Annotated in this window: 10 protein-coding genes; 4 read left to right on the top strand and 6 right to left on the bottom strand. The window is 70.1% G+C overall.

What is annotated here, in order from left to right; all coding sequences use genetic code 11:
- Positions 1 to 8: 8 nt before the first annotated feature.
- Genes ACIRYZ_RS19140 through ACIRYZ_RS19130 form a run of 3 tightly spaced genes read right to left on the bottom strand, consistent with a single transcriptional unit; the run spans position 9 to position 9,840 of the window.
- Positions 9 to 206, bottom strand: coding sequence for an MbtH family protein (locus ACIRYZ_RS19140; protein ID WP_402945618.1), 198 nt, complete (start codon positions 204 to 206; stop codon positions 9 to 11).
- A gap of 5 nt (positions 207 to 211) precedes the next feature.
- Entirely contained in the window at positions 212 to 4,858 is a 4,647-nt protein-coding gene (locus ACIRYZ_RS19135) for an amino acid adenylation domain-containing protein (protein WP_402945615.1), read from the bottom strand.
- Positions 4,855 to 9,840, bottom strand: a complete 4,986-nt coding sequence (locus tag ACIRYZ_RS19130) for an amino acid adenylation domain-containing protein (protein WP_402945612.1) — start codon at positions 9,838 to 9,840, stop codon at positions 4,855 to 4,857. The genes ACIRYZ_RS19135 and ACIRYZ_RS19130 overlap by 4 nt, the downstream gene beginning before the upstream one ends.
- A gap of 973 nt (positions 9,841 to 10,813) precedes the next feature.
- Here ACIRYZ_RS19130 and ACIRYZ_RS19125 point away from each other — a divergent pair.
- The 4 genes from ACIRYZ_RS19125 (at position 10,814) to ACIRYZ_RS19110 (ending at position 14,218) form a co-directional block, all read left to right on the top strand.
- Positions 10,814 to 11,317: a hypothetical protein gene (locus ACIRYZ_RS19125; protein WP_402945610.1), complete on the top strand. Its 504-nt coding sequence runs from the start codon at positions 10,814 to 10,816 to the stop codon at positions 11,315 to 11,317.
- 204 nt (positions 11,318 to 11,521) lie between these two features.
- Positions 11,522 to 12,037, top strand: coding sequence for a hypothetical protein (locus ACIRYZ_RS19120; RefSeq protein WP_402945739.1), 516 nt, complete (start codon positions 11,522 to 11,524; stop codon positions 12,035 to 12,037).
- Positions 12,027 to 13,211 (top strand): MAB_1171c family putative transporter, encoded by a 1,185-nt coding sequence (locus ACIRYZ_RS19115; RefSeq protein WP_402945608.1) that lies wholly within the window; start codon positions 12,027 to 12,029, stop codon positions 13,209 to 13,211. The genes ACIRYZ_RS19120 and ACIRYZ_RS19115 overlap by 11 nt, the downstream gene beginning before the upstream one ends.
- A gap of 185 nt (positions 13,212 to 13,396) precedes the next feature.
- A complete protein-coding gene (locus ACIRYZ_RS19110; protein ID WP_402945605.1) occupies positions 13,397 to 14,218 on the top strand; it encodes an SDR family NAD(P)-dependent oxidoreductase in 822 nt (273 codons plus the stop codon).
- On the opposite strand, the gene ACIRYZ_RS19105 is transcribed toward ACIRYZ_RS19110, so the two are convergent.
- The 3 genes from ACIRYZ_RS19105 to ACIRYZ_RS19095 form a co-directional block, all read right to left on the bottom strand.
- Entirely contained in the window at positions 14,215 to 14,394 is a 180-nt protein-coding gene (locus ACIRYZ_RS19105) for a hypothetical protein (RefSeq protein ID WP_402945603.1), read from the bottom strand. The genes ACIRYZ_RS19110 and ACIRYZ_RS19105 overlap by 4 nt on opposite strands.
- Positions 14,395 to 14,606: 212 nt before the next feature.
- A complete protein-coding gene (locus ACIRYZ_RS19100; RefSeq protein ID WP_402945601.1) occupies positions 14,607 to 14,996 on the bottom strand; it encodes a hypothetical protein in 390 nt (129 codons plus the stop codon).
- A 41-nt stretch (positions 14,997 to 15,037) separates the two neighbouring features.
- The gene (locus ACIRYZ_RS19095) at positions 15,038 to 18,682 is read right to left on the bottom strand and encodes a DUF4132 domain-containing protein (protein ID WP_402945599.1); all 3,645 of its coding nucleotides are present in this window, start codon (positions 18,680 to 18,682) and stop codon (positions 15,038 to 15,040) included.
- Positions 18,683 to 18,766 lie beyond the last annotated feature (84 nt).

Raw genomic sequence — 18,766 nt, 5'->3', positions numbered from 1 at the left:
CGGCGGACCTACTGCTGGGCCGCTGCGAGGTGTTCCCGCAGTGATCGGGGCCGCATGTCGGTCCACTCGGCGTCGATCCGGTCCAGGCATTCCTCGCGGGTTCCGGTGAACCCGGTGGTGGACCAGCCCAGAGGCGGCTCGGTGTCCGCACGCCAAATGGAGTACTGCTCTTCGGTGTTGTACACCACGGTGTAGTCCGCGCTCATGTCATTCAGCCTTTCTCGGTCATGGGTATGGGCGTGATGCCGTTCGTGTATTCACTGAGTGGCCGGGACAGGTCCGCTGCCATCCGCTGGAGCACCGTGCGCATGCGCTCAAGAAGCGCAATAGCCTGGCTGTCGGGGATATCTGATGTGGCGTAACTCAGCTTGAGCAGCAAGGAGGGGTCTGGCCAGACGGTCAGGCGCAGGGCGGAATCGCCTCGGGATCCGTTGCTCACCGGGTTCCAGCCGGCGACTCGGCCCTGGAGCCCTTCACCGAACGGGAAGTTCTGGACGATCACTTCGGTGTCGTACAGGTCTCCCGGATCCGTGCCGACCCAGCGATGCAGGTCGAGAAGTGAGACGTGCTCATAGGCGGCAACCTCCGCGTGCTCGGTCTGCAGCGCCTGGAGCCATTCGACGCAGGCCGCGTCGCCGGGCACGTCGGCCCACATCGGGAGCCTGCTGCCGAGGCTTCCCACGATCTCGTCGAGGGCGGGGCCGGAGCGCCCTGAGACGACGGTACCGAAGACGACGCTCCTGCTCTCCAACATCCAACTCAACGACATGGCGTAGGCCCCGAGGATCAACGTGTGCAGCGTCAGCCCGCGGTGTCGCCCCGCCTCGATGAGTGATGAGGTCTGTTCGAGCCCGAGCCACGCGCGTTGGTGCGCGTACCCGCCGGGATCCCGCGTGTCGGATGGCGCCGCGGCAAGTCCACGGCTCCCGACCCGTGCCCGGCTCTTCCAGAACGCTTCTGCTGGCGCCTGCGGTGAACGGGTGGATGCGCCGACGCCGATGGCTTCGGCCACAGGTCGCGCCGAGAGCTGCCACGGCCTGCCCTCTCTGATCGCGTCGTGCACGGTGAAGAGGTCGGCCAGGATGTGCGGGAACGACCATCCGTCGATGGCGAGGTACGAGAACGTCCACAGCAGGTAGGTCGAGCCCGGGCCGAGGTCGAAGACGACGATCCGCAGCGGACAGGGGTCCTCGGGGCGGACCGGTTCCTGCTTCAGCCGGGCCAGGTAGTCGCCGAGGTAGGCCTGGGCCGCGGCGGTGTCGAGATCCTGCAGGTCATGCCGTTCGACCGGGACTCGCACATTTCGGTGGACGACCTGGAGAGCGGTGTCTCCGTCCCAGTGCAGCGATGTGCGTAAGGCCGGATGGTGTTCGGCCACCGCCTGCCAGGCGAGCACCAGGGCGTCGGCGTCGGCGTCCGTTCCTGTCAAGTCGAATGCCTCGTGCACGCGGAACAGGCCGGGCTTCGGAGCGACTTGCAGGCGGTTCAGGCCCCACTCCTGCAGGGCGGTGGCCGGCTGCACGTCTTCGGCGTCGACGAACCGGGCCAGCAGCCGGACCGCCTCGGCCTCCGAGAGGTCCAACGCCGACACCAGGGCTCCAGAGCTGGACCGGGTCGAGCTGGCCGGCTGGTCACTCCGATCGGCCGCGGAGGGCTGGGCGTGCTGGACGAGGGCAGCGAGGGTCTGGTGGCGGAACAGGTCGACCACCGCGAGGTCCAGCCCCTGGGCCTTGGCCGCGGACACCACCCGGATGGCCAGGATGGAATCACCGCCGAGAGCGAAGAAGTTGTCATCGGGGCCGACGTCGGGCACCCCCAGCGCCTCTGCCCAGATCCTGCGCAGGGAGCCCTGCACCCCGTGGTCGGTGCCCTCGTCCGGATCCCGATGGCTGTCCGCGGTTTCCCGCAGCAGCGGGGGAAGCCTGGACGGGTCGAGCTTGCCACCCGGTGTGCGCGGCAGTTTCGGCACGATCACGATGTGTGCCGGCACGACGTAGCTTGGCACCGACTCCGCGAGATGAGCCCGTACCTCGGCGGAAGTGAGGGACGGCTGTGCGACTGTCGGTTCGACGTAAGCTGCGATCTCGGTGCTTCCCTCAGTCCGCCTCGCCCGGGCCACCGCATCTGCGACACCGGGGTGGCTGCGGATCAGCGCCTCGACCTCGCGCAGGCCCACACGGTGCCCGCGGACCTTCACTACGTCGTCCACCCGCCCGAGGAATCGCAGCTGACCGTCAGGGGCGATGCGGCCGCGGTCTCCGGTGCGGTACATCCGCTGTCCCGGAATCGGAGAGAAGGGGTCCGGCAGGAAGCGGTCGGCCGTCTCGCGTGGGCGGCTGTGGTACCCGCGGGACACACAGGGGCCGGCGAGGTAGAGCTCGCCCGCCAGGCCTGCCTGGACCGGCTTCAACTCGGCGTCGAGCACGTAGACCCGTGTGTCCAGCATCGGCTTTCCGATGGGCAACACGTCGCCGCCCGCATCGCCTCCGGACGCGTCCCGGGAGGACCAGGTCACCGAGGTGATCGTCGTCTCGGTCTGGCCGTAGGCGTTGAGGACCTCGACGCCCGTGAGCCGCTGCCAGGCCTCGAGATCGACGTGATGGCCGGCCTCGCTGCCGATGACCACGAGCCGAAGGGATGCCGGCAGTGGCCGGGGGCGGCCGCGCAAGTCCCGGGCCCACTCCGCCCAGTACGAACTGGGCAAGTCGAGGAGGGTCACCCCGTGCTCGGCCAGCACGACCTCGAGGTCAGCCGGAGTCACGGCGTTGTCGCTGATGAACACGACGGCACCGCCGACGCACCACAACGGAAGCGACTCCTCGAACGAGACGTCGAAGGACAGTGCGGCGAACTGGAGGAAGACGTCCGACGCGGTCAGGTCGAGCCCTTCGGCGAACAGACGGGCGTGGTGGGCGAGCGCGTCGTGCCCCACCGCGACCGGCTTCGGCATACCCGTGGAGCCGGAGGTGAACACGACGTAGGCGAGTGAACCCGGTATCGTCGCGCAGTCCCCGCTCGGCTCATTGGCTCCGTCGGCGGAGATCCAGTCGAGGTCGATCCCCCACCGCTCGCCCAACTCGTCGGCCTCCGCCGGGCTGTCGGCCACTCCGAGTCGGACGTCGAGTTGGTCGAGCATCGCCCGGACCCGCTTTCGCGGCAACGTCGTGTCGACGGGCACGATCGCCGTCCCCGCGTACCAGGCACCGAGGACCGCGACGGCCCAGTGCACGCCGCGGGAGACCGCCACCACGACGGGTTCCTCCGGACGTGCTCCGGCAGCCAGCCAGCGACCGGCCATCTCCCGGGCGGCCGCGTCGAGGTCGCGGTAGGTCATGGTCCGGTCCGCCGAGCGCACCGCGACGGCGTCGGGTGTGCGGGCCGCTTGGGCGGCGATGCGCTGCGGCACCGGCAGCGCTGCGGGCGCCGGCTCATCGGACGGCGTGCGCTTGCCCGCCAGGACGGACGGGACCGATGAGAACGATATCTGCGAGATCCGGGGATCCGCGTCGGCGACCATGTCCCGCAGGCCTGCGAGATAAGCCTCGGCCAGTGCGCGCACGGTGGCCTCGTCGAAGAGGTCCGTGCGGTACTCCCAGTCCGTGAGCACCCCATCGGCCGACGCGCGGATGCCGAGGCTCAGCTCGAACTTGCTGGCCGTGCAGGGCAGGACCACGCGCTCGGCGACCAACCCGCCGAACACTGGCGGCTCGATGCCGAGTTGTTCGAAGCTGCACACCGTCTGGACGAGCGGAGCGCTGTCGAGTGACCGAGGCAGCCGCAGGTGCTCGATGACGTCCTCGACGGAGAGACCGCCCGCCGCCATCGCCCCCAGAGCGGTGTCGCGGACCTGGGCGAGAACCTCCGACGCGCGGGGATCGCCCTCGATCCGCACACGCAGCGGCCAGGTCGTGACGAACATGCCCACGGCGTCGTGCTCCCGGGCCGTCGTACGACCGGAGGAAGGGGTGCCGATGACCAGGTCACGGCTGCCCGTCGTCCGGGAAAGCAGGGCCGCGTACGTCGCGAGGAGCACCATGTAGGGCGTGGCCCGCCACCGAGCGCACGCCGACAGCAGCGCCTGCCACAAGTCGTCCGGGACCGCCAGCTGCAGCGCGGCGCCCGCGGTACTGGGCTGGTCGGTGCGGGCTCGGTCGGAAGGCAGTTCGCTGGTGACCGGCGCGTCCCGCAGGGGAGCGGCCAGCCGCTCAAGGTGCGAGGTGTCCTGTGGCCCGGGCTCTCCCAGGTCGAACCACGAGACCGGTTCCGGCAGCGGGGCGCCGTCGCTCTGGACGTGGCTACGGTAGAGCGTGCCCAGGTCCCGGTAGATGGCCGCCAGGGCGAGCCCGTCGGCCGCGAGGTGGTGGACGACGAGGCACAGTACGTGGTCCTCGGAGGCCAGCCGCAGGAGGGCGCCGCGCAGCAGGGGGCCTTGCGTGGTGGCGAACGGCCGGCGGACCTCCTGGTCCACGCGGGCCAGGGCCGTCTGCTCGGCAGTGTCTGGAACGGCCGAGAAGTCGACCAGCGGCAGTGCCATCGATGTCGGCCCGCGGTCCTCCAGGTACAGCTCCCCGTCGTCGACGACCTTGGCCCGCAGCGTCGGGTGCCGGTCCAGGAGGCCGTTGAGGGCGGCATGCAGCGCTGTCGGGTCGAGCGGGCCGCGCAGTCGCAGTGAGGCGTTGATGTGGAAGGCCGCCGACCCGGCCGTGCCGCCGGCGGTGAACACGGCGCGGTCGTTCACTGAACGGTCCATGTGCTCGGCGAACCACAGGCCGCGTTGCGATGCCGTCAGCGCCCTGCGGGCGGCCGGCCGCAGACCGGTGTCCGGGTGATTGGTGCTCGGACGGTCGATATCCGTCATCGAGCCTCCTCGGCCAGGTACTTCGCGAGGTCGGCCACGGTCGGGTGCGAGAAGAAGGCCGGCAGTGGCACTTCGATGCCGATCTCGTCGTGGATCCGGTGCTGAAGCCGCAGGATGGTCAGCGAGTGGCCGCCGAGGAGGAACAGGTTGTCGCCCCGGTCGATGGCGTCGAGGCGCAGCACGTCCGACCAGATGGCGGCGAGCTTCCGCTCCATCTCGGTCCAGTCCTCGCCGGCCGCCCGTGAGGCCGGGACGGCCCGGGGAGCGGATACCGGCGGAACGGGAAGCCTCGATCGGTCGACCTTGCCGGACGTGGTCAGTGGAATGTCGTCGAGGACGACGTAGCCGGACGGCAGATACGACGCCGGAAGCTTGCTACCGGCGTGCGCGGCGAGGGCCTCGGTGTCCACGGCGCGGCCCGGAGCGGGGCGCACATAGGCGAGCAGCGATTCGGTGGGCGCGTGCGGATGCGGTTGGACGAAGGCCGCCGCCACATCGGGGTGAGCGCGCAGGACGTGCTCGATCTCGCCGAGCTCGATGCGCAGGCCTCGGATCTTGACCTGGTGGTCCCGCCGGCCGAGGTACTCCAGGCGGCCGTCGCGCCACCGGACGCGGTCGCCGGTGCGGTACATCCGGGCACCGGCGACCACCGTGAACGGGTCCGGGACGAACCGGTCGGCGGTGAGCCCGGCCCGGCCCAGGTAGCCGGACGTTACGACGGGTCCGCCGATGACGAGCTCGCCCTCGCAGCCGTAGGGCACCGGTCGGAGGTCGTCGTCGAGGATGTGCGCGATGGAGCCGGGCCCGGGTGTGCCGATCGGCCAGCCGGTCTCGTTGCCCGGGGTGGCCTCGCAGGCCACGGCGTAGACGGTGGTCTCGGTGGGGCCGTAGTTGATTCGGACCCAGTTCACTCCGTCGGCGCGGAGCCGTTCCACCAAGGCGTGGCTGCCGGACTCGCCGCCGAGGTCGACCAGTTGCACCCCGTCCGGGACACGGTGGTCGATCAGCAGCTCCGACATCAGGCTCGGGACGGCGTTGACCTGGCGGGGCACCCGGTCGGCCGGCAGCTTCGGGAGGTCGAAGAGACTGTCGACCAGGACGACCGTGCCGCCGGTGAGCAGTGTCGGGAAGATCTCGTTCACCGACATGTCGAAGGAGAACGAGGTCGCCGCGAGGGAGGACTGGAACAGGTCCCGTTCGACGCCGTCAAGAGTGAGCTGGACGAAGTGGGCGAAGTTGCGGTGCGTCGCCCTGCACCCCTTGGGCTTTCCGGTGCTGCCGGAGGTGTAGATGACCCAGGCGGTGGCCTCGGGGTGGGCGGGGCGGAAGGGAACTTCGTCCGCGCTCGGGTTCCCATCGGGCAGCTCGGACAGGTCGACGACGCGCCAGTCTCCGGGTGGGATGCTGCCCTTGGTCGAGGAGTCGACCAGGACCACGTCGGCGCCCGAATCGCGCAGCATGTGCGCGACGCGTTCCGCCGGGTGGTTGGGGTCGAGGGGAAGGTAGCCGCGGCCGGACAGGAGGATGCCCGTCATGGCGCTGATCGTGTCGGGTGTACGGCCGAGCAGCAGCGCGCAGGGGCGTTCCGAGACCGGGGCCGCCGCGTCGAGGGCCCGGATCACCGACCGGGCCCTGGCCGCCAGCTGCGCGTAGCTGAGCGAGCCGCGTGCGCTCCACACCGCGGTGCGCTCGGGGTCCTCGGCCAGGGCCGCCTCGAACATCGCCAACGCGGTCGGGGCCTCGGAGGGAAGAGCGGGAGACAGCGCGAGCAGGTTCCGCGCGCGGGTCTGGCCGAGGATGTCCACGGAGAAGACATCGGCATCGGGGTCCGTCACAACCGCATCCAGCATCCGCAGATACGAGTCCCCGACGGAGGACATGAAGTCCCTGTCGAACAGGTCGGAGTTGTAGGCCCACAGCATCGCGATCCGGCTGTCGACGCGGCCGTCGGCACCGGGCTCCGCCTCGGCACGCGGTATGACCACGATGTTGAGGTCGACCTTCGCGGAGCCGTTGTCCAACTCGTAGACGGTGGCCGAGGCCCCGGGCAACTCGAGGTCCGGCATCCGGGAGTCATTGGCGCTGAACATGATCTGGAAACCGGGATTGGCGGTTGGATCCCGGTCAGGGTTGAGGCTGCGGACCAACTCCAGGAACGGGAACTCCTGGTGCGCCGCCGCCCGCGCCACCGTCTCGCGTGTCGCGTCGAGCAGAGCTCGGAACGCGGCATCCCTCGGCACCTGGGTACGCAGCACGACCGGGTTGACGAACATGCCGATGACATCCTCGATCTCGGCCATCTGCCGGTTGGCGAAGGCGGATCCGAGCACGATGTCCGTCTCGCCGGTGAAGCGCGCCAAGGTGGCCTGGAACGCGGCCAGCATCACCGAGTACACGGTGGACCGGGTGTCGCGGGCGAGACGTCGCGCCAGTGACGCCGTGCGGGCCGGCACCTCCAGGCGCATCATGCCGCCCTTGAAGCTCTGCGGCGCCTTGCGGGGACGGCTCGTCGGCAGTGCCGTCGGCGCGGGCCGGTCGGCCAGGCGCTCCAGCCAGTAGTCACGCTTGCGACGCATTGCAGGCGAGTCCATCGCCGCCGCCTGCCAGCGGGCGTAATCGGCGTAGTCGAACTCCACCTCGGGCAGGCCGAGCAGCGCGCCGTTGACCGCGGCGGTGTAGGCCGCACGCAACTCCTTCATCAGGAGCCCGAACGACCAGCCGTCGTGAATGAGGTGGTGCTCGACCAGGATGATCTCGTGCTCTCCCTCGTCCTGGCGGACCACCGACCAGCGGGCCAGCGGCAGCGTACCCAGGTCGAACGGGGTTGTGATGCGCTCGCGGATGAGGGCCTCGGTACGGGCGCGGCGCTCACCCGCTGGCAGGTGCGAGATGTCGACGACCTCGACGTCTGCGTGGTCCACGCGGCTGTGTACCCGCTGGTAGGGGACACCGTCGCGCTCGTGGAAGGTGGTGCGGAAGACGGCCTGCCGTTTGGTGATCGTCTCGATCGCGCGCCGGAGGGCGTCAATGTCGAGCGTGCCGGTGACGCGCATGGTCGTCTGCGCGTGGTAAGCGACGTTGCCCGGCGCGAGCCGGTCGAGGAACCACACTTGCTGCTGCTGGGCGGTCAGAGGAGCCAGAGCATCAGATCCGCCGCGCACGATCGGCGGGAGTCCCACGCTGTCGCGCTCGCGGCTCTCTATCACGGAGGCCAGAAGAGCGACGGTGGGTGCGCTCATGATGTCCTGGACGGTCAGTTCGACCTGCCAAACCCGCCGGACCTGATTGGCGATCTGCACCAGCGCGAGCGAGTGGCCGCCAAGGTCGAACACGGAGTCGTCCACGCCGAGTTCGTCCACCCGCAGGACCCCGCGCCAGATCTCCGCGAGGCGAGCCTCGACCGCGGTGCCCGGGGCCCTCAGCGGCACGTCGTCGGACCGGCCCCACAGTACGGGCCGCGGAAGCGCGTCGACGTCGATCTTGCCGTTGCTGCGCAGGGGGAGCGCGTCCACGACGACGTAGCGGTCCGGGATGTGGGCCGTCGGCAGTGACTCGCCCAAGTGGGCACGCAGCAGGCCGGCTGTGGGAACGGAGTGTGGGTCCGTGGGCACGATGTAGGCGATCAGCTGGCGCGGGGCCCGGGCGTCGCCCGGAGTGGCCAGCACGTGCGCCGACGTGACATGCGGGTGGGCGACCAGGTGCCGGACGACCTCCTGCGGATGGACGCGCTGGCCCCGGATCTTGACGAGATCGTCCGAGCGGCCGAGGACATGCAGATCGCCCTTCGCGTCGACGTACCCGCGGTCGCCCGTTCGGTAGAGTCGGGCGCCGCTTCGGCCGGAGACCGCGTCGGGGACGAATCGGTCCGCGGTGAGCGCGGGATCCGCGTGGTATCCCTGCGCGACGCTGGCGCCACCGATGTGGATCTCACCGGTTTCGCCTGCCGGAGCGATCGCTCCGCTGTCGTCGAGGATCCAGGCCTCGACCCCGGAGACGGCCGATCCGATCGGCAGCACCTGGGGATCGTCGTCCCCGGTGCCTTCCGCGGGACCAGAGAAGCGCCGGGTCGTGGACGTGATCGTGGTTTCGGTCAGCCCGTAGGCGTTCACCACGTCGATCGTGCTCATCCGACGCCAGGAGGCCAGGGTGGAGCTACTCGTCATGTCGCTGCCCACGACCAGCAGGCGCAGGGAGGGGCTGATCCGGCAGTCGCCGGTTTCCAGCGCCCTGACCCACTGCTCCCAGTACGGCGTGGGGATGTTCGCGACGGTCACGGCTTCTTCCGACAGGAAGACGGAGAATTCCTCAGCGGACGGCGCGGCGGTCGGCAATACCACGATTTCCGCACCGACCCACAGTGCTGTGAAGATCTCCTCCAGCGCAACGTCGAAGGAATACGTTGCGAACTGCAGAACGCGGTCGGACTCCTTCAGGCCGAAGGCGGAGGACAATGCTGCGGCATGGTTGGCCAGGCTCGCGTGCGAGACCCGTACGGCCTTCGGTGTACCGGTGGTGCCCGAGGTGAAGAGCACGTAGGCCAACTGCTCCGGGTGGAGCGCTCGAGTCTTGCCGCGACCGGCTACGGGAGCCGGCTCGATCGTGGGGACCCCGACGGAGGCGGCGATGTCGGCCCCGGCGCCGGTAGTCACACAGAGGTCGGCAATGCCGAGCATGCGCTCCAGGCGATCGCGGGGATGCGCGGGGTCCAGCGGCAGGAATACCGCGCCGGCCTTCGCCACGGCGAGCAGGGCGGTCACGAAGCCGACTCCACGCGGGAGCATCACCGCCACGATGGGGGCGGCTGAGGTTGTAGCAGCGATACCTGCTGAAAGACGGTCGGACGACTCGTCCAGTTCGGCATAGGTCAGGGTGCGGTCACCGCAACGGACAGCAACCTTTCCAGGCACGCGGCGAACTGATCGAATGAACCCATCTAAGATCGACTGGAAATTTTCCATTTCGAGACGAGAATTCACTTCCATGTATGTCCCCTCGAGCGATAGCTGCTATGCGTCGCACAAATCTGTCAATGCCCGTATCGGGCACCCGTGTACATAGGCAAGTGGAACTCGCGCCCAGCCCACGGTGTCGCAGGAGATGCAGCCGCAGGGTTCGTGGCCACCCGGCAACCGAATCCACGACGAACCCCGCCATGCATGGCCAAAGAGTCGCGATTTCAGCAGTACAACCGCCGAAGCGGGTGGGCCACGGGTGGTGACAACGGCCCACGCGAGCTACCGGCCCCCAACCGGCGTCCAGCCACCGCCCGCCTCGGGAAACCTCACGCAGGGGCCAACCGGGACGGTACTCAGCGGACAAGAACGTGTCAACGCATCCGCTGAAGCGAACAGGAAGTCAGGCGGCACTCCGCCGCTCCTGTCAACTTTCGCGGACGCCTGCTCGCGCATCCCGGAACGCTCGGACGCGCGAGCAGGAGCATGCTTCAGGCCGGGTCCTCCGCGGTGAGCGCGCATCAGGCCCGACGGGTGCCGTTTGCTGGCCGGGCGTGCTGGGCCCGCGAACGGCACCCGCCCACTTCAGAGAACCGCTTCTGACGCAGCATTAGCTTGCGGCTCGGAGTGATCGATCGTTCCAGGACGGACTCGACCAACCGGCGGCGGCGTGGACCAGACAGTCGGCGACGTCAGGCCGGCCGTTGCCTGGTGCAGCTCGCGCCGTACGGACGGACGACGCGGTGGCCTGCCGGCCGCCGGAAAGCACATGCGCTCCGTCGGCCAGGTGGCCGGGTGGCTGGTTCGCGAGATCCGTCGAATACCCGAGCAGGCGGCGCAGCCGTCTCGACATGGCGGTCAGCGCCGCTCCGAGCCGAGCAAACGTACGCCAGAGTTGGCAAGTTCCATCAACTATGGCGGATGCGTTCCCGTCAAGCGAGGTATGGTTGGAAGCTCCGGCGCCGACCGTCCCGGGTGAACTCCTAGAGCGGAGAAGCAACACATGACCAGTGCGGATTCTCCTGCCGGCCGGCCACTCGCCCAGGGCTTCGATCGGCGCCTGCAGGGGCTGATCGAGACCATGTACCCGGATGAGCGGAAGCGGCCCGGCTACAGCAGGCTTGCCAAGGAGATCCGCGAGATGACCGGCGGCGCTATCTCCGGTACCTACCTCTGGGAGCTGGCTACCGGCAAGAAGCGCAACGTGACGCTGGAACAGCTCGACGTCCTCGCCGAGTTCTTCGGGGTGCCGCCGGAGTACTTCCTGAGCGCGGAGGTTGCCGAGCGGGTTGACGCCCAGCTCAAGGTGGCCATCGCCCTGCGCAACGCACGGGTGCGCAGCATCGCGCTGAGGGCCGACGGGCTCTCCGCGCAGACCCTGGACGCCCTCCTGGTGATGGTCAACGAGGCGCGCAAGCTCGAACGCCTCTCGCCGGTCGAGGATGCCGACGGCGATGCCGCGACCAACAGACAGCCCGGCCACCGGGGGTCACGTACGGCCGGCTGATCCAGCTGGAGCTACCTGTGAGGCCCGACTGCTCACCGACCATCCAAGGACTGTCATGCGCACGTCATATGTCGGCACACGGGCGGGCTGTCAACCTGCCGAGAGACCCACTGTGAATGGAGTTCTCGCATGTCGCCATGTCGGACGCAGGCCTTTCGGCGCTGCGCCGCCACAACCTGCCCTGGGGGAGTGCAGATAGTGGGGATGCTGTACCGAAACCTGCGGCGCCACTGCCAGTCGGTCGTGAACCAGCTCAGGCTTCCCAGGCCGTTCTCCGCGGAGGCGCTCTGTCGCCAGCTGGCTGAACAACGCAACCGGCCACTACATCTCATGCCGCTGCCACCCGAGGCGGGGGCGATCGGAGCGTGCGGGCTGTGGCTCTCGACCAGCACCAGCGACTTCATCTTCGTGGAACGCAACACCTCCCAGCCGCATCAAGAGCACATAGTGCTGCACGAGATCGGCCACATGCTTCTCGACCACAATTCCGTCCAGCTGACCGAACCCACCGGCCTGAAGGAGATCTTCAGCGATCTGGACCCCAACATGCTCCGGCGCTTCCTGGCCCGCACCAACTACACCACGCGCCACGAGCAGGAAGCCGAGATGCTCGCCAGCTTGATCCGCACCACGGCAGACGAGTCCTCCCCCGGGCAGCCTCTTGGCGTGATGGACAAGCTGGAAGCCGCGATGGGAGTCGGTATTCGGCATGCTCGCTGAACTGAAGTGCTACGGAGCCTGGTTGCAGAATGCGAGTGTCGCTGCCCTGTGGTTCACCGTCCTGTTGCGGGCGCCGTCCGCGGTGCGGTCGCGGTGGCAACGCAACCTTTGGCTCGCGATCGCCACGGCCGCCGCCGCGATGACCCTGAACCTCCCGCCGGTGCTCAACTTCCTGCACCAGCTTACCGGCTCGACCGAACCCGCCGACCTGTCAAGGAACCTGATCGGAGTCATCTCGGCAGCCGCAGTACTGGACTTCGTCACGTTCACCACCGGCTACCCGCGTCTGAGAATCCAACTCCACGGCACGGCGGTGCTCGCCGTCATCGTCCTGCTCGGACTGGACGCCACTGCCCTGTCCCACACCGGTCACACCATTCCCCCGATGGGAGACCCGTTACCCTCCACCGCGTATTGGCTGCTGCTGATCAGCGTGCAGCTGGCGGCCAATGTTGCCTGTGTCGTGGTGTGTTGGCGCTATGGCCAGCGTAGCGACAACCGGCCGCTGCGGATCTGCCTGCAACTGTTCAGCGGGGGAACCGCTTGCGCGGGACTGTTCTGGCTGGGCTACCTGGTCTATCTACCCACCCGGGCCGCCTGGATCGTCGCGCTACTTCCTCTGTTGATGGGTCTGCACGGCGTGCTGCGGTCCGCCGCGCTGGCCACGCCCGCCCTCCTCGGGCTGCGCCGCAAAGCGCGCGACGTCGCCACCGTGTGGCGGCTGTGGCCCCTGTGGCGCGCTTTGATCGCCGCCGTCCCGCACGTGGCGTTGAGCGATCCGCGGGCGCGGATCCGCGAGGTCGTCCGGCCCCGCGGCTCCTGGAACCTGCTCGCCTACCGCAAGGTCATCGAGATACGCGACGCCATCCTGGTACTGAGCGGCAGTACTCCCCCTGAGCTGCTGCAGGCAGCCGAGGAGCACGTCGCGAGCACCGGAGTGCCGCCGTCCCAGGTCGACGCTGCCGTCATGGCCTGCGCGCTGCGGGTGAGCAGGCTCGGCCAACTCGCCGACACGGCATCTCCCTCGCCGCCGCCCGCCGGCAGCTTCTTCTTCGGCGGCGCCGACCTCGCGGCCGAGACGGCGTTTCTGGTTCAGGTCGCCAAGGCGTACCACTCGCCCCTCGTGCAGGACTTCATCCGTCGGCAAAGCCGGCCCGACTCGCTCCCGGTATGACCCGCCGTCCCCGCGCGGGCGGCAGCGACTGACCTGAGCAGCTATCAGATCATCGTGTCGTAGGACGCAGTCCCCGGACCTGTCCGCCGACTTGTCCGGCTCGGTGGGCGGCCTCGTCCGACCATAGAAACGTATGCGTATGATCATTCAGACTCCAGGCGATCACTCGAGAGGGCTGAACGGCAATGACGGAACAGCGAGTTGTCATCGTCACCGGTGGGGGGACTGGCATCGGTGCCGCAACCGCGCGGCTGCTACGCGCGGCCGGGCATCATGTGGTCGTCTCCGGGCGCCGGCCCGATCCGCTGCGTCGTGTCGCAGAGGAGTCCGGAGCCCTTGCGCACCCCGCCGACATCGGCGACCCCGACGCCGTTCGCGGTCTCGTGGACGCGACCATGGCTGCGTACGGTCGGCTGGACGGGCTCGTGCTCAACGCGGGCACCGCGCGCAGCGGAGGTGTCGGCGACCTGTCGATCGAGGACTGGGAGGCCGTGATGCGGATCAATCTCACCGGCCCCTTCCTGCTTCAGCGCGCCGCGCTCCCTCACTTGTTGGAGGCACGTGGCTCGGTGGTTGCCGTCGCCTCGGTGTCCGCGCTGCGCAACGGAGTGGGCAACGCCGCATACGCGACGTCCAAGGCCGCCCTGCTCCAGCTCTGCCGTTCCCTGGCCGTCGACTACGGGCAGCACGGACTGCGCGCCAATACCGTATGCCCCAGCTGGGTGCGTACCGATATGGCCGACCGGCGGATGGCGCGCTTCGCCGAGGAGGCGAGCCTGGGGGAGGGCGGCACCGAGGCGGCGTACGAGGCGGCGACCCGGCTCATTCCCGCGCGCCGCCCCGGCGAGCCGCACGAGGTCGCGGAGGCCATCGCCTGGCTGCTCTCGCCCGCTGCGTCCTTCGTCAACGGGGCGGTGCTCACTGTCGACGGCGGTGTGACGGCCGTCGACCCCGGGACCGTCGCGTTCGACTTCCGCGTCGAACCACGCAGCTCGTCTGCGGACTAGTGGTCGCCAAGAGCAACTCCTTCGACTCGGTTGAACACGTGCAGCGGGCTGGACTTCGGGGCGACCTCGCCGCTGGGCAGACGGCTGCCCGTCGCCGGCCCCTGCTGCGTCTTCGAGTCGGCCTGCACCTGCCGCGAGCTCACCGGAGCAGCCGAGGCCGCGGGCGAGATCGTCATCAGCAGACCGGTGGCCGCGAGCAGTGCGACTCCACCAAGGGACGCACGCCTCACAACGCTCTTCAATTCAACCCCCATGTGATGTCACGCCGGACACCGGCCGGCGAGCGCCCCAATGGTCACGCCGGACATACCAGTTGGGCGAGTCAGGGAAGCGTTAATTCCGCATCGTCCGGCTCCGCGGGTGTGGCAGCGCGTCAGCCAACCGGCCGCTAGCGGTGGATGAAGGCGACGGCCATGGCGCCCTCGCCGACGCCGGAGGCGACGCGCTGCTGCCAGCCAGTGCGCGCAGTCCGCGCAGCACGCGGGATGCGAGTCGAGGTCGGGGCGGCAGCCAGGGCGCCCGGTGTCCTCGCCGTCGACATGGGCAGACATCGCGTTCCGGAAGTCGGCTGCTCGACCAGGGCCGGGTCGCCGACGAACTTGCGGGCGATGCCGGCCGTCTCGTCGCCGACGATGAACCGGCGGGCCGCGCGCAGGCTCAGCTCCCAGCCCGGCGGGCGGTGGTCGCGGTCCTCGGCGCGTAGCGCGGCCAGCTCCTCGGCGTATCGGACCTCGGCAGGCGGGCGCTGGAGCTCCTCCTCGGTGGTGGTCGTGGTCACGGCGGCCTTTCCCGGGTGGTCGTCGGTGAGGTGGCGAGGGGTCACAGCGTGGTCAGCTCGGTGAGGTCGGCGATCACCTCGGAGGCGATCACCGGGTCGAGCTCGGCGAAGGTCGGGAAGGTGCGGTTGTGGGTCCAGTAGTCGCCCGGGCGCCTGTCGAGCCACACCGTTTCCACCCGCTGCTCGGGGTAGGAGTCGAACATGCCGACGGCGATGCCGTCCTCCGGGGCGATCACCACGTAGAGGTCGGGCCCGACCCGGCGGGAGAGCCACTGCTCGACGCCGTTGTCCTGGGGCTCGCCGCGCCGCCAGCCGCGCCGTTCCATTCCGACCAGCCGGGTGGTGGGCAGCACCGGACCGTTCTCGAAGCGGGTGAGGCGGTGGCCGGCCCGTTCCTCGTCGGTCAGCGCGTACACCGGGCGGCCGAGCTGGCGGAACGGCTGCAGGATCTCGTAGTCGGCGAACAGCTCCGACCAGTCGGCGAGGCCGTCGCCGAGCAGGAGCGGGTGCGCCAGCCGGACGGAGGCCGTGGCCGGCAGCGCGAACGCCTCGTCCCGGACGTCCGCCAGGGTGCGGTCCTCGGCGACGCGGAACGCCGTCACCGTGCCGTCCGTCTCGGACAGCCACACCAGGCGGCGCACCAGGTGCCACAGCAGCGGATGTCCGACGAAGAGCTGGTCGAACTCCTGTGCCGTCCATGAGCGTTGGGTGATCATCGCCTCCTCCAGGCGGCGGATCTGATCCGCCGCCACCGTGCGGACGTCCTTCTTCAGCGCGGCGAAGCGCTTGCGCTCGGCGGGCGCCAGCTCGGCGTCGTCCCGCGCCCCCGGGGCCGGCAGGTCCTTGCGGCGGGCGCCGGCCGCGTCCAGCACGTACGGCTTGAGCTGCTCGTCGAAGCCGACCGTGAACGTCCGGGTGCCGTAGTCGATGGCGGTGGTCCCGTCGGCGTCCAGCCCGAAGTCCGGGACCAGGCGGTCGGACAGCTGCTCCCCGGTCAGGCCGAGACCGGCTGCCACCTCGGAGATCTTCTCCTGGGCCCGGGTCTTGAGCGCCTTGAACTTCACCCGCTGTGCGATGCCGTGCAGGTGCAGCAGGGCCACGTCGGTGCCGATGGCGGCCAGCACCTCCAGGCCGTCCACCGCACGGTGGTGGGCCCCCTCGCCCGGCCAGGCGCGGAGCACCGGCGTCAGCCGGCGGACCGTCTCGTCGTCACCGAACCGGCCGAGCACGTGCAGCGCCCAGCCGTCCTGGGCGGGCATGCCGGCCAGCCGCCACTGCTCGAACACCGCCCAGCAGAACTCTGTCAACGACTGCGGCTCGCACAGCAGGGCCACCTCGTCGAGGCCGGGGTAGAACGCCTCGGGCGCGGACAGCGCGAGCATGGTGAGCACGTGCCGCACCGCCTCGGTGGGAAGGGCGCCCTCGCCGCCGCGCAGCAGCAGCTGTGGCAGCATCACCGGCTCCGTCCAGTCGCAGGGCGGGGGAAGCTTCGCCGGGAGCGCGGTCACCAGCGGGTCGGCCGACAGCAGCGTGCCCACGGCCTCCTCCGCCTTCGGCCCGTACTCGCCGGCCACCGCGCGCACCGCCGCCGCGCCGTGCGCCTCGGCGATCACCCGCAGGGCCTGCTCGGCGCCGTGCCGGGCCGGCCCGGCCTTCCCGAGCGCGGCGGGCACCAGCAGCCGGGCGGCGTCCACGCCGTGCCGGGTGAACCAGGAACGCGCTGTGCTCCCGGCCGATTTGAGGCGCACCAGCCAGTCCGCCATCGTCTCGGCCACCCGGACGTCCAGGTACGGAAGCAGCAGGGGCGCGTGCGTGGCCGGGTTCCCCGCCGCTGCGGCCCGGATCGGTTCGACGGCGTCCGTCCCGAAGCGGGCGGCGACCCGGCGCAGGGAGTCCCCGGAGTGCCAGATGCGCTCGCCGACGCGCCACCGCGCGAGCAGGGGCCGGGCCAACTCCTCGTTGCCGTACGCGAACAGCGTCAGCTCGGCGTGCTGCCCGCCGTGGAGCCGCGTGTCCAGGGGCTGCCCGTTCCTGGCCCGGATCGTGGCCGCGACCCGCTGCCAGTCGTCGTCCGACCAGTGCGTGTACCAGGACTCGGAGGTCGCCGCCCACGCCTCGCGCTCACCCGGCAGCCACCGCATCTGTGGTTCCTGCGGCGCGCTGAGGCCGGTCAGCACGCGGGGCTTGCCGGCGGAGCGCGGCCGCGTCCACGGCGGGGTGGTGAACAGCTCCGGCAGCGAGTCGGGGCCGACCTCCGGCACCCGCTCGCCGAAGTCGGTGAGCGGCTCGACCAGGGCCGCCTGCTCCGGCGTCAGCTCCGGCAGCAGTTCGAGCGCGGTCGCGCGGTGGACCGCGATGTGGCCGGTGAGGAGCTGCAGGGCGAGCTGCTGCGCGGCCGGGTCGGTGGAGGCCGCCGCGGCCTCGGCGAGCAGGCGCAGGGCACGCCGGGGGAAGCGGCGGAGACCGGCCATGAGGGCGGCGCGGGTGGACTTGATGCCGTCCTGCTGGGCCAGCAGCCCCCGGAAGCCCTCGTCGGAGGGGAGCTCGGCGAGCGCGTCCAGGATCCGCTTCTTGCCGTCCTTGTGGTGGTAGCTGGTGGTCAGGTCGTGCAGCATCACCGGTGCCGCGTCGCCGCCGAGGCCCTCCGCCACGGTCGCGATGATCTCGGTGGACCAACCGTCATAGCTCAGGCTCGGCAGCGGGGGGAGCTTCTCCAGCGGTTCCGCCGAGGAGAGCGAGCACAGCAGCATCGACCACTCGACGGCGGCCAGACGGGAGCCCGACGCGACGCACTCCTCGACCCAGGCGGTCTCGGACGGCACCAGGTACGCCGCCACCACCAGGCGGGTCAGGCTGTTCCGGCAGCCCGCCAAGGCCTCGACCGCCGCGCGGTGGGTCTCCTCGTCGCAGTCCGCCAGCAGCGACCGGACCCGGTCCGCGGCGGGACGGTACCCGCCGTGCCTCTGGTTGGCCCCGCGCCGGACGCGGGGGTGGACGGACCTCTGGTGGATCCAGTCGGTCTCGACAGCCGTCGTGAACAGCTCGACGGTCGCCCTGGCCGCGAACGGCAGGCCGAACTCCGCCACCCAGGCGTCCACGGCCAGGTTGATCTTGTTCTTGACCGGGTACGTGTACACGGCGGCGAGCACCGCCGCACCGAGCGGGTCCCGGCTGCCGGACTGGTGGGCGCGGGCGGCCGCGACCAGCTCCGGGTCACTGCGCTCCGAGGCGAGCGTCTGCTCCAGCCAGTCCCCCATCTGCCGCAGCCCGTCGCGGTACGAGGCCACCGGGTCCTTCCCCGGCGCGGACGGCTTCCGGGGAATGCCGCCCCGGCGCGGGATCAGGGCCCGACGCCAGGCGTCCGGCATGACGAAGACGTCCTCGTCCTCGGGACTGGCGGCCTCGGCCGTGGGCGCGGAGACGCCGAGCTGCGCCACGGGCACCGGAATCGCTGCCGCATCGGGCTCCGTACCCGCCCCCGCACCGATCTCGCGGTAGCCCTTGCGCTCCTTCGCGGCGACCGCCTTGGCGAAGTGCGCCTGCGCCTCATCCACGGTCGGGAACGCCTTGACCTGCTCCCGCCCGTCCGTACCGGACCGCCCGTACCGCACGGTCACCGCGACACCGTCGACCGCGGCCTCCCAGAACTTGTCCGAGCCGCTCCCGACGAACTCCCAGCGCCGCACAGCCCCGCCCCTCTCCTCGAACTGATGATCAGGAGACGAACGTTAGCGAGTCCCACCGACAAGTCCCCGGCCGACCGCCCCCGC

The organism is Kitasatospora sp. NPDC101155 (assembly GCF_044768305.1).
GTDB lineage: Bacteria > Actinomycetota > Actinomycetes > Streptomycetales > Streptomycetaceae > Kitasatospora.
The sequence above is the reverse complement of the archived record's forward strand: the minus strand, read 5'-3'. Positions and strand labels throughout refer to the sequence as shown.